This window comes from Citrobacter sp. MGH 55, from assembly GCF_016906145.1.
GTDB classification, from domain to species: Bacteria; Pseudomonadota; Gammaproteobacteria; order Enterobacterales; family Enterobacteriaceae; genus Citrobacter_A; species Citrobacter_A amalonaticus.
Window position 1 is genome coordinate 2,961,246 of the sequence record NZ_CP070239.1, and the last position, 17,010, is coordinate 2,978,255.

A 17,010-nucleotide genomic window follows, 5' to 3' on the forward strand; every position below is an offset into this window, starting at 1 on the left:
TTTTGTGGAAGGCTAAACGCAAAAACGCCCGGGGCACCGTGCCGCCGGGCGAGTCATTTAGCCTAATGCTTTCGCCAACAGGGTGATCGGATGTTCGCAGCGTTTGCTGGTGGACATCTCGATTTGCCATTTGCAGGTCTCGCAGTCGGTCACCACAATATCCGCGCCGCTGTCTTCAATCTGTTTAAACAGCGGTGCGCCGATGGCTTGCGAGGTAGGATAGTTCTCTTTTTTAAAGCCGTAGGTACCAGCTATTCCGCAGCACTGAGAATCCAGCACCGTGAGTTCCAGCCCCGGAATGCGGCGTAACAGTTCAAGGGTGTACAGCGTCCAGCCCATTTTTTCCATATGGCACGGCGTGTGATACACCACTTTTAACGGTAACGGCTTCAGCGGCAGGGTTTTTCCTTCGTCCAGTTTTCGCCACAGCCAGCGGGTTGCCAGTTCGATATGTTCCCGCAGACCGCTGTTGTCGACGTCCAGCACTTCCGGATACTCGTCACGCAGTGCAAAAGTACAGGTCGAGGAAGTGGCAATGACCGGAATCCCCTTCACGCCAATCGCTTCACGCAGTGATTCGACGTTAGTCACCGCCTGTTTACGCGCCTTGTCGGTGAACCCGTTGGCAATCAGCGGCACGCCGCAGCACTTCTCTTTACTCAATAACTGGACGCCGGTGCCCATCGCGTTCAGCACTTTGATCAAATCTTTGCCGAGCTGCGGATGGTTGTAATTCACAAAACAACCGTGGAAGAAGGCAACCTGATCGTTGTACTGCGCCTGCTGGGCCGCCACGCTGCGATACCAGCGGCGGAAGGTGCCGAAAGAGTATTTTGGCAACGTCCGGCGATGGTCGATTTTCAGCGCGTAATCGAGCAACTGGCGCACCGGTTTCAGTGATGTTGCCGTGTTGACCACCGGCGCGAACGGGGTGGAAACACTGCCCATCAGGTCGGTGTGGCTTAAGATAAAGTTACGCAGCGACGGGGTGGAGGTGTCATATTTTGCCCGCGCACGCTGAATGATATCGCCGATTTTGACGTCAGACGGGCAGGCCACTTCGCAGCGTTTGCAGTTAATGCAATATTTCAGCGCGTCGTCGTACAGCGCGCCATCTTTCAGACGCAGGCGCTCACCGTCGGGACCGGCCTGTTTGGGGCCCGGGTAACCTGGATTCACACGGCTGACCGGACAGGCGGTAGTACACACCGTGCATTTGATGCAACTTTCAAAACTCGTATCGCTCATTGCTCACCTCCTGCACGTGCTGCAATGTGATGGGCGGCATGTAACGCGGTGACTGCGCAGACGCCGCCTCCGCATCCCTGGGCAATGGGGTCGAATCCGCCGAGAACCGAGCCAATAGCATAGAGGTTGTCTACGGTTTGTCCGGCCAACGACGGGCGCAGCGCCTCATCAGTGCTGACGCCAAACTGTTGCCAGGGTTGCGCGTCAAAGAAATCGCGTTGATACCATTCGGCGCGGGTCGCCGTTTGCTGAACATCCAGTCCCAGAATCGGTTCGCGGATCCCTTCACGTTCGGCAAGCAGGCCGCTGCTAAAGAAACTCCCGCTGGCAAGCACCGCGAAACGCGGGCGTAGCGGAATGTCCGCGTGGTTGCGCGTCCAGATTTCGCTCACCACGCCATTTTTGCAGGTGACTTTCTTCACCTCATCGCCTGGCATCCAGATGCCGCCCTGACGGACGAACTGACGCTGCAACTGGTTATGCAGACGGATCCCCAGCACCGATGGCGGTAGCGTAGGTAGTAGCATCAGCGAGCATGGCAGACGCTCGTTGAGCCAGCGCCACAGGCTGTCATCCGCCAGACCAAAGCAGGCGGGCATGATGATCATTTCGCAGGTTTTTGCGATCGGCAACAGCGCGTCATACAACAAGGGCCATTTATCTTCGTTATCCAGAAAACGCGCAATATTCACCGCCCGAAATTCGGTGGCGTTGTCACGCAACACGTCCAGTTCCGGCAGGTCGATTTCGGCGGTTTCAACCGTCAGATCGTGTTGACGTAAAGAGGCCGCCGCCAGGTGCGCCTGAAAATCGAGTAAGCCGCTAATGCCCACCACACAAAGGCGTTTTGCCGCCAGCGGCCAGACAGGGACTTCCGGTGAACTGAGCCAGGTCGAACGCAGTGTGCCGAGCGGGGTGACCCGCTGATGTGACTGCCGAACCTCGCCTTGCAAATGCGCGCAGGAGGCTTCCAGCAGCGCCTGTGTCTGTTCAGCGAGTGTCAGAACGCGTTGCGTACCCAGCGTGGCGTAGGGATGTGTTGGGGCCTGTTCGCGCAGGGCGTCCAGACCGGCAGTGATGTCATTCACTGGTTGCCCGTCCGGTAGCGCGCTGAGCAGATCCAGCGAGCCGGAAGAGAAGTGCAGCGCGCTCTGACCGCGAGTGACCACCGCACAGCGTAATCCGCTCTTTTGCAACTGCAGTCCGCACAGCAGTCCGGCAAGACCGCCGCCCATTATGACCGTATCAAATCTCATCGCGAGGCTCCTTTTCCAGACCACATAATCCCTGGTATACCCAGCGGGTAAATTCGCTTTCGCGCAGGGCATCACCCCAGGCGATCGGTTGTACGCCTTTCCAGCGTTCGTTGAGGAAGTCTGACAACTGGGTAATGGACTGCGCAGCGGTGGTGATGTTAAAGCGTTGCAGCAACCCGGCGGCACGGCAGGCGCAGAGTTCACCCTGACAGGTGCCCATCCCCACGCGGGTGCGACGACGGAGATCAAGCAGGCTGTTGACGTTTAAATTTTCGACGGCGTACTGCACTTCACCCGCGGTGACGGCTTCACATTCACAGACCAGACTGCGGTGCTGACGACCATGACTCAGCCATGCTGGCGTACGGTCGCCGTGGCGATACACCGCGGAGCCCCGCAGTGGGGCTGGCAGAGAGATCACGCGCTTCAGCGTGCTTTCCGTGGGTTCCTGCGAGCCCGGTAGCGGCGTGTCTGCAGTGATGCAAGGACGCGTGTTACCCAGTTTCCGGCAGACCGCGTCGGTGGCCCATTCCGCCATTAGACGATAAGTCATCAGTTTGCCGCCGGTAATCGTGATAAACCCGTCCAGGCCGTCGCGTTTCGCGTGATCGAACAGCACAATGCCGCGACTGACGTTACGACCGCTGGGATCGTCATCGCTTGCCACCAGTGGACGCACCCCGGAGTAGGCGCGCAGAATGCGCGTTTTCGCCATGATCGGCGCCAGCTTTTCACCTTCGCGCAGCAGAATATCGACCTCATCGGCGGTGACGCGGTTGCTGTCGATATCATTGTAATCAATGTGGGTTGAGGTGGTGCCAATCAGCGAAATGGTATCGCCGGGTACCAGAATATCGGCGTCGGAAGGCTTGCGGCAGCGGTTAATGACGTGCTGGTTGATGCGGTGGTCCATAATGAGCAGCGACCCTTTCGCCGGGAACATGCGGATACTCAAATCGGCATATTCCGCGATCCGCTGTCCCCAGATCCCGGCGGCGTTCACCACCACCGGCGCATGCAGCGTTTGCGTTTCGCCATTGAGATGGTTGCGCACATGGACACCGCTAACGGTCGCGCCTTCACGGATCAACCCCGTCACTTCGTGGGCGGTCAGGATAATAGCACCGTGCTCTTTCGCATCAAGCATGTTGGCTGCAGTCAGGCGGAACGGATCGACCGTTCCGTCCGGCACTTTGACCGCGCCGATCAGCTGTGGATTCACCGACGGTTCGATAATCCGCGCCTGTTGCGGATCGATCGCTTCTGCCCGAATGCCCGCTTCTTCACAGGCACGGATAAAGGTAGCCTGAAAGGAAAGCTCATCTTCGGGCAGGGTAATAAACAGACCGTCCGTCGGCTCAACGCAGTGGCGGGCGATACGTTTCAGAATTTGGTTTTCGCTGATGCATTCGCGGGCAGATTCGGCGTCAGTCACCGCATAACGCGCGCCGCTGTGCAGCAGCCCGTGGTTACGACCGGTCGCTCCGGTCGCAATATCATGACGCTCGACTAAAATAACACGGAGTCCACGCAGCGCGCAGTCGCGGGCAATCCCTGCGCCAGTGGCACCACCCCCAATGATAATCACGTCACTGGTTTGCGAGTCGCGAGTTTTCATTGTTTTCCCTCACAGTTCGTTTTTTATCATTTAGCCACATAAAAAGCATGGTTTGTTTGATTTCGCGCATATTCGCTCATAATTCGAAAATGAAACGTGATTTCGTGCGCTTTTCTGAACATTCATCATAAATCTGTAACAATATGTGCTGTAATTCACATTCACGGCATGTATCTTTGCATAACATCGCGACCAACACTGGAAGCAGCGGGGGTTGCGTGTACCACCTGCGGTGTTTACTACTTATAAAAGACGGGCCACGGAGGCTACATTATGTTGAGTATTTTTAAACCAGCGGCGCATAAAGCTCGCTTGCCTGCAGCGGAGATCGATCCGACATACCGCCGGCTTCGCTGGCAAATATTCCTGGGGATATTCTTTGGCTATGCCGCGTACTATCTGGTGCGCAAGAACTTTGCCCTTGCAATGCCTTACCTGGTCGAGCAGGGGTTTTCACGCGGTGATTTAGGTTTTGCCTTGTCGGGGATCTCTATTGCCTACGGATTTTCGAAATTCATCATGGGGTCGGTTTCGGATCGCTCGAATCCGCGCGTTTTCCTGCCTGCCGGTCTGATTCTGGCCGCGGCAGTGATGCTGTTCATGGGCTTTGTACCGTGGGCGACATCGAGCATTGCCATTATGTTCGTGCTGTTGTTCCTCTGCGGATGGTTCCAGGGAATGGGCTGGCCGCCGTGCGGACGCACCATGGTGCACTGGTGGTCGCAGAAGGAACGTGGCGGGATTGTCTCCGTCTGGAACTGTGCGCATAACGTCGGTGGCGGGATTCCTCCGCTGCTGTTCCTGCTCGGGATGGCCTGGTTTAACGACTGGAAAGCTGCCCTGTATATGCCAGCGTTCGGCGCCATTCTGGTGGCTATTTTCGCTTTCGCGCTGATGCGTGATACGCCGCAATCCTGTGGCCTGCCGCCCATCGAAGAGTACAAAAACGACTATCCGGACGACTACAACGAGAAAGCGGAAGAAGAGCTGACCGCGAAGCAGATCTTCATGCAGTACGTTCTGCCGAATAAACTGTTGTGGTACATCGCGATTGCGAACGTGTTCGTTTATCTGCTGCGTTACGGCATTCTCGACTGGTCTCCAACCTATCTGAAAGAAGTGAAGCACTTTGCGCTGGATAAATCCTCCTGGGCCTACTTCTTCTATGAATATGCAGGGATCCCTGGCACGCTGCTGTGCGGCTGGATGTCGGACAAAGTGTTCCGTGGTAACCGTGGCGCGACCGGTGTGTTCTTTATGACCCTGGTGACGATCGCTACCATCGTTTACTGGATGAACCCGGCAGGTAACCCGACCGTCGATATGGTTTGTATGATTGTGATCGGCTTCCTGATTTACGGTCCGGTGATGCTGATTGGTTTGCATGCGCTGGAACTGGCACCGAAAAAAGCCGCAGGGACGGCAGCGGGCTTTACCGGCCTGTTTGGTTACCTCGGCGGTTCCGTGGCGGCCAGCGCCATCGTCGGCTACACCGTGGACTTCTTCGGCTGGGACGGCGGTTTCATGGTGATGATCGGCGGCAGCATTCTGGCGGTGATTCTGTTGATTGTGGTGATGATCGGCGAAAAACGCCACCATGCTGAGATGCAACTGAAACGCAACGGGGGCTAAGTGAATGAAAAAAACACTGAAAAACCTGAGCCTGACGCTGATGATGGCGGGCGCGGTAATGGGAAGTCATGCCCTGGCCGCCAGCAACACGGATAAAGTTGTGATTGCCCACCGTGGCGCGAGCGGCTACCTACCGGAACATACGCTGCCCGCGAAAGCGATGGCCTACGCGCAGGGGGCGGATTATCTGGAACAGGATCTGGTGATGACCAAAGACGACCAACTGGTCGTCCTGCATGACCACTATCTTGATCGCGTGACGGATGTCGCCGAGCGTTTTCCGGATCGTGCACGCAAAGACGGTCGTTATTACGCCATCGACTTTACGCTGGACGAAATCAAATCTCTGAAATTTACCGAAGGGTTTGATCTGGAAAATGGCAAGAAGGTGCAAACCTATCCTGGGCGTTTCCCGATGGGTAAATCGGATTTCCGCGTGCATACCTTTGCTGAAGAGATCGAGTTTGTTCAGGGACTGAACCATTCTACCGGCAAGAACATCGGTATCTATCCGGAGATCAAAGCGCCGTGGTTCCATCATCAGGAAGGGAAGGACATTGCGACGAAGACTCTGGAAGTGCTGAAACAGTACGGTTACAGCGACAAGCAGGACAAAGTCTATCTGCAAAGTTTTGATGTAGCAGAACTCAAGCGCATCAAAAATGAGCTGGAACCTAAAATGGGGATGGACCTGAACCTGGTGCAGTTGATTGCCTATACCGACTGGAATGAAACCCAGGAGAAGCAGCCGGACGGCAGTTGGGTCAATTACAACTACGACTGGATGTTCAAACCCGGGGCGATGAAACAGGTGGCGGAATATGCGGACGGCATCGGTCCGGATTACCACATGCTGATTGACGAGAAGTCGACGAAAGGCAATATCATCCTGACAGATATGGTGAAAGAGGCCCACCAGAATAAGATGACGGTTCATCCTTATACGGTGCGCGCCGATCAGTTGCCGGAGTACACGACGGATGTGAATCAGCTGTATGACATCCTCTACAACAAAGCGGGCGTGGACGGGCTGTTCACCGACTTCCCCGACAAAGCGGTGATGTTCTTACGTAAAGAGTAACAACCGCGTTATCCCTCTCCACTGCACCCCAAAGGCGGGCAACCGCTGAGTAAGGTGCAGTTTTTTTATCTCTTTTCCTGCCGGTTTAATGCAAAAAAGCACACGTCAGATCAAGAAGTCCGTAGCCGATCATGAATTTCTTAAGATTTCCTTAAGAAGAAGATTTATATTTGTTCGATAAATAATTTATGTCGTTACTGTAACGGATGGTCACAATGGCGCAGGCAGCAGTGCAGGATGAGTTTGAGAGCTGGTGGGCAACGGAAGGCGATTGGGTCGAAGAACCGAATTATCGACGCAAAGGGATGAGCGGTGTGCAATGCATCGAACGTGACGGGAAGAAATTGTATGTGAAGCGGATGACACAACACCTGTTTCACTCGGTACGCTATCCTTTCGGACGTCCGACGATTGTGCGCGAAATCGAGGTGATCAACGAACTGGCCCGCGCGGGCGTTATCGTGCCGAAAATTGTCTATGGCAACGCGACAAAAGTTAACGGTGAGTGGCGTGCGCTGCTGATCACCGAAGATATGAAAGGTTTTGTGAGCATCGAGGAGTGGTATAAACAGCATGCAGTGACGCCGTATCCTGATGAGGTGCGTGATGCAATGCTAAACGCGGTCGCGCTGGCCTTTAAAAAGATGCACAGCGTCAATCGTCAGCACGGTTGCTGCTACGTAAGACATATCTATGTGAAAACGGAAGGGACGGTTGAAGCCGGGTTTTTAGATCTGGAAAAAAGCCGTCGTCGTTTGCGCCGCCATAAAGCGGCGCACCATGACTTCTCTCAGCTTGAGAAGTACCTGAGTCCCATCCCGAAAGCGGACTGGGAACAGGTGAAAGCGTATTACTACGCGCTGTAACGCGCGCTACATCTCAATTTCGATGTCGCCTTTTGCCCTGCAACAGCAGGGCAAAATTTCGCCGGGCTGAATGAATGCTAACGGCTCGGCGATCCAGTCCACTTGACCTGCAACCAGACGGCAGCGGCAAGAGCCGCAATAGCCTTCGCGGCACTGATATTCCACTTCAACGTTGTGCGATTCAAGCGCGGCGAGCAGGGAAGGGTGTTCATCCTGGCACAGCAACTGTGTGCCAGTGATGCGCAGCGTGACGCGTCCCATCAGAGCTGGAAGTTACTCAGATCGTCGGTATCGACTTCAGAGTCGATCTGCCCGACCAGATAAGAACTCACTTCCACTTCCTGCGGGGCCACCTGAACGTTATCGGACACCAGCCAGGTGTTGATCCACGGGATCGGGTTGGAACGGGTCTGGAACGGCAGATCCAGACCGACCGCCTGCATACGAATGTTGGTGATGTATTCGACGTACTGGCACAGAATGTCTTTGTTCAGGCCGATCATTGAACCGTCGCGGAACAGATAGTCTGCCCACTCTTTTTCCTGCAGGGCGGCCTGCACAAACAGGTCATAGCACTCCTGCTTACACTCTTCGGCAATTTCCGCCATTTCCGGATCGTCAACGCCGCTGCGCAGCAGGTTCAGCATGTGCTGAGTGCCAGTCAAGTGCAGCGCTTCGTCACGGGCAATCAGGCGAATGATTTTAGCGTTGCCTTCCATCAGTTCACGCTCGGCGAAAGCGAATGAGCAGGCGAAGCTGACGTAGAAGCGGATTGCTTCCAGCGCGTTGACGCTCATCAGGCACAGATACAGTTTTTTCTTCAGCGCACGCAGGTTCACGGTGACGGTTTTGCCGTTCACGGTGTGCGTCCCTTCGCCCAGCAGGTGCCAGTAGCTGGTCATCTCAATCAGCTCATCGTAATAGCTGGAAATGCCTTCCGCACGTTTCTGGATCTGCTCGTTGGTGACGATGTCATCAAACACAACGGCCGGATCGTTAACGATATTACGAATGATATGGGTGTAAGAGCGCGAGTGAATGGTCTCGGAGAAGGCCCAGGTTTCGACCCAGGTTTCCAGTTCCGGAATGGAGATCAGCGGCAGCAGTGCCACGTTCGGGCTACGCCCCTGAATAGAATCCAGCAGCGTCTGGTACTTCAGATTGCTGATAAAAATGTGTTTTTCATGCTCTGGCAGCGCCTGGTAGTCGATGCGGTCGCGTGAAACGTCAACCTCTTCAGGACGCCAGAAGAAGGAGAGTTGTTTTTCGATCAGCTTTTCGAAGATGTCATATTTTTGCTGATCGTAGCGGGCCACGTTAACCGGCTGACCAAAAAACATCGGCTCCAGCAGTTGATCGTTTTTCGTCTGTGAAAATGTGGTGTATGCCATTGAAGTGAGTCCTGTCAGCTGTGTAATGCCGGATGGCGCTTCGCTTATCCGGCCTACAACATCCGATTGATTTTGTAGGCCGGATGAGGCTTTTCGCCGCCATCCGGCAACAGATTAAATCTTACATGCGCCGCTTTCGCAGCCATCGTCCTGAATGGATGGCACCAGATCGTCCTGGGCATCTTCCGCGCCGTCGCGGGTGTTCTGATAATACAGCGTTTTGACCCCGAACTTATAGGCGGTGAGCAGGTCTTTGAGCAACTGCTGCATCGGCACTTTTCCGGACGGGAAGCGCGACGGATCGTAATTGGTGTTGGCTGAAATCGACTGATCGATAAACTTCTGCATAATCCCGACCAGTTGCAGATAACCGTCATTCCCCGGCATTTCCCACAGCAGCTCATAGGCGTTGCCCAGGTGCTCGTAGTCCGGCACGACCTGACGCAGGATGCCGTCTTTCGACGCTTTAATGCTGACGTAACCGCGCGGCGGCTCAATACCGTTAGTGGCGTTCGAGATCTGCGAAGAGGTCTCGGACGGCATCAGGGCAGAGAGCGTTGAGTTACGCAGACCGTGGGTCTTGATGGACTCACGAAGCGCTTCCCAGTCATGATGCAGCGGTTCACTGGTGATGGCATCCAGATCTTTCTTGTAAGTATCGATCGGCAGAATGCCCTGTGCGTAGGTGGTTTCGTTAAACCATGGGCAGGCGCCTTGTTCAATCGCCAGTTCGTTAGAGGCCTTCAGCAGATAGTACTGAATGGCTTCAAACGTTTTGTGCGTCAGGTTGTTGGCGCTGCCGTCGGAGTAACGTACGCCGTGCTTCGCCAGATAGTAAGCGTAGTTAATCACGCCAATACCCAGCGTACGACGCCCCATCGCACCACGTTTGGCAGCCGGGATCGGGTAGTCCTGATAATCTAACAGCGCATCAAGGGCACGAACGGCCAGTACCGCCAGCTCTTCCAGTTCCTCGAGGCTGTTGATTGCTCCCAGGTTGAACGCGGAGAGCGTACACAGGGCGATTTCACCGTTTTCGTCGTTCACATCCATCAGCGGTTTGGTTGGCAGCGCGATTTCCAGACATAAGTTGGACTGGCGCACCGGCGCGACCTGCGGATCGAACGGGCTGTGGGTGTTGCAGTGGTCAACGTTCTGAATATAGATACGACCCGTAGAGGCGCGTTCCTGCATCATCAGCGAGAACAGTTCAACGGCTTTGACACGCTGTTTGCGGATGCTGTCGTCTTTCTCATATTTCGTGTACAAACGCTCGAACTCGTCCTGATCGGCGAAGAACGCATCATACAGGCCAGGGACGTCGGACGGGCTGAACAGGGTAATGTCTTCCCCTTTCAGCAGACGGGTGTACATCAGTTTGTTGATTTGTACGCCGTAGTCCATGTGACGCACGCGGTTGCCTTCCACGCCACGGTTGTTTTTCAATACCAGCAGGCTTTCCACTTCCAGATGCCACATCGGGTAGAACAGCGTGGCCGCACCACCGCGTACACCGCCCTGAGAGCAGGATTTCACGGCGGTCTGGAAGTGCTTGTAGAACGGGATACAGCCGGTGTGGAACGCTTCGCCGCCGCGAATCGGGCTGCCCAGCGCACGGATACGACCGGCGTTGATACCGATACCAGCACGCTGGGAAACGTATTTCACAATCGCGCTGGAGGTGGCGTTGATCGAGTCCAGGCTGTCGCCGCACTCGATCAGCACGCAAGAGCTGAACTGACGCGTCGGGGTACGAACGCCGGACATGATCGGCGTCGGCAGAGAAATTTTGAACGTCGACACCGCGTCATAAAAACGTTTGACGTATTCCAGACGGGTTTCGCGCGGGTAATTCGAGAACAGGCAGGCTGCTACCAGAATATAGAGGAACTGGGCGCTTTCGTAGATCTCACCGGTGACACGGTTTTGTACCAGATATTTCCCTTCCAGCTGCTTAACGGCGGCGTAGGAGAAGGTCATATCACGGTCGTGTACGATGAACGAGTCCATCTGCTTGAACTCTTCTTCCGTGTAGTCTTCCAGCAGATGATTGTCGTATTTGCCCATTTCAACCATTTTCACCACATGGTCAAACAGTTTCGGCGGTTCAAATTCGCCGTAGGCTTTTTTACGCAGATGGAAAATCGCCAGACGCGCAGCCAGATACTGATAATCCGGCGCATCGCGGGAGATCAGGTCCGCCGCCGCTTTAATGATCGTTTCATGGATATCGGAGGTCTTGATACCGTCATAAAACTGGATGTGGGAGCGCAGTTCGACCTGAGAGATCGATACGTTATTCAGTCCTTCTGCCGCCCAATCCAGAACCCGATGGATTTTGTCGAGATTGATGCGCTCTGTACTACCATCACGCTTTGTCACCAGCAGACTCTGATTCATGTGGTTTTTTACCTGTCCGTGAAAGAAAAAATATCCCCTGCATTATCCACAATGCCACCTTGTGACTAACTCTGTGGATAAATACTATATGTAGGGGTTGAGTGTTAAAGTAAACGCTATATGGTGAGTATTCTAGTAGGGATTCTTTTCAGCACAAGAGTTGATTTTGAGGTTAAATTGAGGTTGCAAAAGGGTAAGAAAGGCTAAGTGCACGTCGCATAAGGCCTGGCGGGGATGTCAATAATTCATAAAAAAAATAGATAATTTGATCGAGTGCTGATTTCTTCAACGAAGGTGTAGAAAGTTCTCATGATCTGGCGCAATTTTTGTAAGCCGGATGGCGACAGTAATGTTGTATCCGGCCTACAGGCACATCTTTGTAGGCCTGATAAGCGAAGCGCCATCAGGCAGGGGGCTTATTCCGCTTTTGCGGTGGTATGCACCATATAGTTCACATCAACGCCAGGGCCAAGCTTGAAGGTGTTGGTGATGGGGTTGTAGTGCAACCCGGTCATATGGCGCTCCTGCAAGACCGTCTGATCCACCCAACCTAGCAGCTCCGCAGGTTTAATAAATTTCTTCACATCATGGGTCCCTTTCGGCACCATGCGTAAAATATATTCCGCACCAACAACCGCCATCAGCCAGGATTTGCCATTACGGTTGAGCGTTGAGAAGAACACCTCGCCGCCGGGTTTCACCAGTTGCGCGCAGGCGCGGACCACCGATTGCGGATCGGGCACATGTTCCAGCATCTCCATACAGGTTACCACGTCATACTGATGGGCATGTTTTGCCGCGTGTTCTTCCACGGTTTCCTGCACGTAATCCACCTGAATACCACTTTCCAGCGCATGCAGTTTTGCTACCTGCAAGGGCTCAAACCCCATGTCCAGACCGGTCACTGTGGCGCCTTCACGCGCCATGCTCTCTGCCAGAATGCCGCCGCCGCAGCCGACGTCGAGCACCTTTTTACCAAACAGGCCGCCTGAGCGTTCAGCAATATAACCCAGCCGCAGCGGGTTAATGCGATGCAACGGCTTAAATTCGCCTTCCAGATCCCACCAGCGCGACGCGACTGCTTCAAACTTGGCAATTTCTTCATGGTCAACGTTGTGGTTTACCGGTGGTTTTACGGCATTCATCGGGGCTTTTACTCCTTATAGGGCTAGTGACAGGAGTATATCAGTCCACGCGGGTGAATAAAGCTTATTGGTTTACCTCAATCTCTGCGGTTGTGTTATAATTTGCGACCTTTGAATCCGGGATACAGTAGAGGGATAGCGGTTAGATGAGCGACCTTGCGAGAGAAATTACACCGGTCAACATTGAGGAAGAGCTGAAGAACTCTTATCTGGATTATGCGATGTCGGTCATTGTTGGCCGTGCGCTGCCGGATGTCCGAGATGGCCTGAAGCCGGTACACCGTCGCGTACTTTACGCCATGAACGTATTGGGCAATGACTGGAACAAAGCCTATAAGAAATCAGCCCGTGTCGTTGGTGACGTAATCGGTAAATACCACCCGCATGGCGACTCTGCGGTATACGACACCATTGTCCGTATGGCTCAGCCGTTCTCGCTGCGATATATGCTGGTGGATGGCCAGGGGAACTTCGGTTCCATCGATGGCGATTCCGCGGCGGCGATGCGTTATACGGAAATCCGTCTGGCGAAGATTGCCCATGAGTTAATGGCCGATCTGGAAAAAGAGACGGTTGATTTTGTCGACAACTATGACGGCACGGAAAAAATCCCTGACGTTATGCCGACCAAAATCCCGAACCTGTTGGTAAACGGTTCGTCCGGTATCGCAGTAGGGATGGCGACCAACATCCCGCCACACAACCTGACGGAAGTGGTTAACGGCTGCCTGGCGTATATCGACAATGAAGACATCAGCATTGAAGGGCTGATGGAATACATCCCGGGTCCGGACTTCCCGACGGCGGCGATCATCAACGGTCGTCGCGGTATTGAAGAAGCCTATCGTACCGGTCGCGGTAAAGTGTATATCCGTGCCCGCGCGGAAGTGGAAGTAGACGCGAAAACCGGTCGTGAAACCATTATCGTGCATGAAATTCCGTATCAGGTGAACAAAGCGCGCCTGATCGAGAAAATCGCGGAACTGGTAAAAGACAAACGCGTTGAAGGCATCAGCGCGCTGCGTGATGAGTCTGACAAAGACGGTATGCGCATCGTGATTGAAGTTAAGCGCGACGCGGTCGGGGAAGTGGTACTGAACAACCTCTACTCCCAGACTCAACTGCAGGTCTCTTTCGGTATCAACATGGTGGCACTGCACCATGGTCAGCCGAAGATCATGAACCTGAAAGACATCATTTCAGCGTTTGTGCGCCACCGCCGTGAAGTGGTGACCCGCCGTACCATTTTCGAACTGCGTAAAGCCCGCGATCGTGCGCATATCCTTGAAGCACTGGCGATTGCGCTGGCGAACATCGACCCGATCATTGAGCTGATTCGTCGTGCGCCGACCCCGTCGGAAGCGAAAGCCGCATTGATCGCACGTCCGTGGGATCTGGGCAACGTGGCTGCGATGCTGGAACGTGCCGGTGACGACGCTGCGCGTCCGGAATGGCTGGAGCCAGAATTCGGCGTGCGTGACGGTCAGTACTACCTGACAGAACAGCAGGCCCAGGCGATTCTGGATCTGCGTCTGCAGAAACTGACCGGCCTTGAGCATGAAAAACTGCTCGATGAATACAAAGAGCTGCTGGAACAGATCGCGGAACTGCTGCACATTCTGGGCAGCGCCGATCGCCTGATGGAAGTGATTCGCGAAGAGCTGGAGCTGATCCGCGATCAGTTTGGCGATGAGCGTCGTACCGAAATCACCGCGAATAGCGCTGATATCAATATCGAAGATCTGATCAACCAGGAAGATGTGGTTGTGACCCTGTCTCACCAGGGCTACGTGAAGTATCAGCCGCTGACCGACTACGAAGCACAACGTCGTGGTGGGAAAGGCAAATCGGCTGCACGTATTAAAGAAGAAGACTTTATTGACCGTCTGCTGGTGGCCAACACCCATGACACGATCCTCTGCTTCTCCAGCCGGGGCCGTCTGTACTGGATGAAGGTTTATCAACTGCCAGAAGCGAGCCGTGGTGCGCGTGGCCGTCCGATCGTCAACCTGCTGCCGCTGGAAGCCGACGAACGTATTACCGCTATCCTGCCGGTTCGTGAGTACGAAGAGGGCGTGAACGTCTTTATGGCGACTGCCAGCGGTACGGTGAAGAAAACCGCGCTGACCGAATTCAGCCGCCCGCGTTCTGCCGGTATCATTGCGGTGAACCTGAACGATGGCGACGAACTGATTGGTGTGGATCTGACCTCCGGTTCTGACGAAGTCATGCTGTTCTCGGCCGCGGGCAAAGTGGTGCGCTTTAAAGAGGACGCCGTCCGTGCGATGGGCCGTACTGCGACTGGCGTACGAGGCATCAAGCTGGCGGGCGAAGACAAAGTCGTCTCCCTGATTATTCCACGTGGTGAAGGCGCGATCCTGACCGTGACGCAAAATGGTTACGGTAAGCGTACGGCGGCGGAAGAGTATCCGACCAAGTCCCGTGCGACGCAGGGCGTTATCTCTATCAAAGTGACTGAGCGCAACGGTTCTGTTGTTGGTGCGGTGCAGGTTGATGATTGCGACCAGATCATGATGATCACCGATGCCGGTACGCTGGTGCGTACTCGCGTGTCGGAAATCAGCGTGGTAGGGCGTAATACTCAGGGCGTGATCCTCATCCGTACAGCGGAAGATGAAAACGTGGTGGGTCTGCAGCGTGTGGCTGAGCCGGTGGATGACGAAGAACTCGACTCCATCGACGGTAGCGCGGCGGAAGGGGACGATGATATCGCCCCGGAAGCGGAAACCGACGACGATGTCGCCGATGACGCTGACGAGTAATCGGCGAGTTTAACGACTGCACAAAAGGGAGGCGCTGCCTCCCTTTTTTTCATCCTGAATTCACCATTTCCCTTTGTCAAAATGTCCTGTCTGGTGATTTTGCTTTTCATGTATAAAAATACAAAATTAAATGAATAATTATAACTCTGTGAAGGTGCTCACTGTTTGTGCAGCCATTTCCCGTTAACTTTCCTGTTACCAAACCGCGATATTTACGAGCCCTTACTGCCAGGAGAACTGAAAAATTATTAAATAACATCATCTGAATTCTTAAAGACAAAAGCGTTGGCTGCCTTCATCTGTCAATACACTTCTGACGGATGAATATACTTATATCTACACGTTGGGAGTTAACTATGATAGTTGAAATAGCAGAAGGCTTTATCCATCTTTTCCAGAGCGCAGGTAAGATATTCTCCGGGATGATCGTCAGTACCATTCCGATGCTGATAACCTTAATTTTGACCGTTAATTTTATTATGAAATTAATTGGCCAACAGCGAATGGAAAAAGTCGCCACCCTGATGGGGAAGTCAAAAATATTAACCTACGGAATTTTGCCGAGTTTTGCCTGGTTCTTTCTTAGCAGTCCGGGCGCGCTGACGATGGGTAAATTTCTGCCCGAACGTTGTAAACCCGCTTATCAGGATGCGCTGGGCAGCACCGTACACCCGCTGACCTCTTTGTTCCCACACATTGTGCCATCTGAACTCTTTATCTGGCTGGGCGTCGCCGCTGGCCTGACGCGACTCGATCTACCGGTTGCCGACCTGGCATTACGCTATATCGCTGCGGGTATTCTACTCGGTTTTATCCGTGGTTTTCTGACGGAATATATCTTCACCCGGCTGGAGAAACGCGAACTTAATCAGGAATAAGGGAAAACAATGAAAGTACTATTTTCGGCTGACGTCGTAAAGGCTGGAAGAAAAGTGGAAGAGGGACTGCTTAATGGCATGTTGATTACCTTTAATGACCATGCTCCGGAAGATTATCTCGATTATGTCCTGGTCATTAAGAATATTGTTTGTGATGTTACCCCATTACAAAAAACAATGGATTATGTTCTGCAGATTAATAATCAGACCTGGAATATAACCTGCTGGGGAGAGGCCGCATGGCAAAATTTATGCGAGTTAGGTCATGTGACAGTGGTATTTGACGGGGCTGAAAAGCCAATAGCCTATGGTTCATTACACGTTAACAGTCATTGTTCTCCATCCGTAAATGAATTGATTGGCCCATTGACAATAATGAGGAAAACCAATGAAAACCGTACTGATTAAAAAAGGTCATTCAGGGATTGGCGATGACATGTATTTATCTCGCGATACCCGCATGGTCATCCTGTCGCTTACCGGCAAAACCATTGATCCGGTCGCGAAAAAACTGGGTGAAATGCTGGAAATGACCGTGGTTAACGGCTTTGACGCCATGCCGGATGATAAGAAAATCCTATGTGTGGTCATCAACTGTGGCGGTTCACTGCGCTGCGGCATTTATCCGCAGAAAAGAATCAAGACAATCAACGTACTCCCTACCGGTGCGATGGGGCCGCTGGCGAAATATATCACCGAAGATATTTACATT

At 53.6% G+C, this 17,010-nt stretch carries 13 protein-coding genes and 1 pseudogene; 7 read left to right on the plus strand and 7 right to left on the minus strand.

Translation table 11 applies throughout. The features are described 5' to 3' along the window. Positions 1–57 precede the first annotated feature (57 nt). The 3 genes from glpC to glpA are packed head-to-tail and all read right to left on the minus strand — an operon-like array spanning position 58 to position 4,122. A complete protein-coding gene (gene glpC, locus JTI98_RS11875) occupies positions 58–1,248 on the minus strand; it encodes an anaerobic glycerol-3-phosphate dehydrogenase subunit GlpC (RefSeq protein ID WP_043000049.1) in 1,191 nt (396 codons plus the stop codon). Next, positions 1,245–2,504 (minus strand): glycerol-3-phosphate dehydrogenase subunit GlpB, encoded by a 1,260-nt coding sequence (glpB, locus tag JTI98_RS11880; protein WP_216081287.1) that lies wholly within the window; start codon positions 2,502–2,504, stop codon positions 1,245–1,247. Before glpB ends, glpC begins: the two co-directional genes overlap by 4 nt. Further along, on the minus strand, positions 2,494–4,122 hold the full coding sequence (gene glpA, locus JTI98_RS11885; RefSeq protein ID WP_043000051.1) for an anaerobic glycerol-3-phosphate dehydrogenase subunit A: 1,629 nt from the start codon (positions 4,120–4,122) through the stop codon (positions 2,494–2,496). The genes glpB and glpA overlap by 11 nt, the downstream gene beginning before the upstream one ends. Positions 4,123–4,395: 273 nt before the next feature. On the opposite strand from glpA, the gene glpT reads away from it, so the two are divergent. The 3 genes from glpT to inaA all read left to right on the plus strand — a co-directional run bounded on the left by glpT (position 4,396) and on the right by inaA (position 7,701). After that, positions 4,396–5,754: a glycerol-3-phosphate transporter gene (gene glpT, locus JTI98_RS11890; protein ID WP_044258558.1), complete on the plus strand. Its 1,359-nt coding sequence runs from the start codon at positions 4,396–4,398 to the stop codon at positions 5,752–5,754. A gap of 4 nt (positions 5,755–5,758) precedes the next feature. After that, the gene (glpQ, locus tag JTI98_RS11895) at positions 5,759–6,835 is read left to right on the plus strand and encodes a glycerophosphodiester phosphodiesterase (RefSeq protein WP_216081288.1); all 1,077 of its coding nucleotides are present in this window, start codon (positions 5,759–5,761) and stop codon (positions 6,833–6,835) included. Positions 6,836–7,050: 215 nt separating this feature from the next. Continuing rightward, positions 7,051–7,701 carry a lipopolysaccharide kinase InaA gene (gene inaA, locus JTI98_RS11900; protein ID WP_043000053.1) on the plus strand — a complete coding sequence of 217 codons (651 nt, stop codon included), beginning with the start codon at positions 7,051–7,053 and terminating at the stop codon, positions 7,699–7,701. A gap of 6 nt (positions 7,702–7,707) precedes the next feature. Here inaA and yfaE read toward each other — a convergent pair whose 3' ends face one another. The 4 genes from yfaE to ubiG all read right to left on the minus strand — a co-directional run bounded on the left by yfaE (position 7,708) and on the right by ubiG (position 12,637). Next, positions 7,708–7,962 carry a ferredoxin-like diferric-tyrosyl radical cofactor maintenance protein YfaE gene (gene yfaE / locus JTI98_RS11905; protein WP_043000054.1) on the minus strand — a complete coding sequence of 85 codons (255 nt, stop codon included), beginning with the start codon at positions 7,960–7,962 and terminating at the stop codon, positions 7,708–7,710. After that, the gene (gene nrdB, locus JTI98_RS11910; protein ID WP_216081289.1) at positions 7,962–9,092 is read right to left on the minus strand and encodes a class Ia ribonucleoside-diphosphate reductase subunit beta; all 1,131 of its coding nucleotides are present in this window, start codon (positions 9,090–9,092) and stop codon (positions 7,962–7,964) included. Before nrdB ends, yfaE begins: the two co-directional genes overlap by 1 nt. A 114-nt stretch (positions 9,093–9,206) precedes the next feature. Continuing rightward, a complete protein-coding gene (gene nrdA, locus JTI98_RS11915) occupies positions 9,207–11,492 on the minus strand; it encodes a class 1a ribonucleoside-diphosphate reductase subunit alpha (RefSeq protein ID WP_044258561.1) in 2,286 nt (761 codons plus the stop codon). Between the two features lie 416 nt (positions 11,493–11,908). Continuing rightward, positions 11,909–12,637 (minus strand): bifunctional 2-polyprenyl-6-hydroxyphenol methylase/3-demethylubiquinol 3-O-methyltransferase UbiG, encoded by a 729-nt coding sequence (gene ubiG / locus JTI98_RS11920; protein ID WP_044258562.1) that lies wholly within the window; start codon positions 12,635–12,637, stop codon positions 11,909–11,911. A 146-nt stretch (positions 12,638–12,783) separates the two neighbouring features. Here ubiG and gyrA point away from each other — a divergent pair, with 146 nt between their 5' ends. From gyrA to JTI98_RS11940, 4 genes and pseudogenes are all read left to right on the plus strand, one after another. After that, a complete protein-coding gene (gene gyrA, locus JTI98_RS11925; protein ID WP_044266198.1) occupies positions 12,784–15,420 on the plus strand; it encodes a DNA topoisomerase (ATP-hydrolyzing) subunit A in 2,637 nt (878 codons plus the stop codon). 356 nt (positions 15,421–15,776) lie between these two features. After that, the gene (locus tag JTI98_RS11930; protein WP_042317872.1) at positions 15,777–16,298 is read left to right on the plus strand and encodes a PTS glucitol/sorbitol transporter subunit IIC; all 522 of its coding nucleotides are present in this window, start codon (positions 15,777–15,779) and stop codon (positions 16,296–16,298) included. A 9-nt stretch (positions 16,299–16,307) separates the two neighbouring features. Further along, positions 16,308–16,706, plus strand: coding sequence for a PTS glucitol/sorbitol transporter subunit IIA (locus tag JTI98_RS11935; RefSeq protein WP_043000058.1), 399 nt, complete (start codon positions 16,308–16,310; stop codon positions 16,704–16,706). Beyond that, positions 16,687–17,010, plus strand: a pseudogene (locus tag JTI98_RS11940) (PTS sorbitol transporter subunit IIB); the annotation flags it as partial. The gene JTI98_RS11935 and the pseudogene JTI98_RS11940, both read left to right, overlap by 20 nt.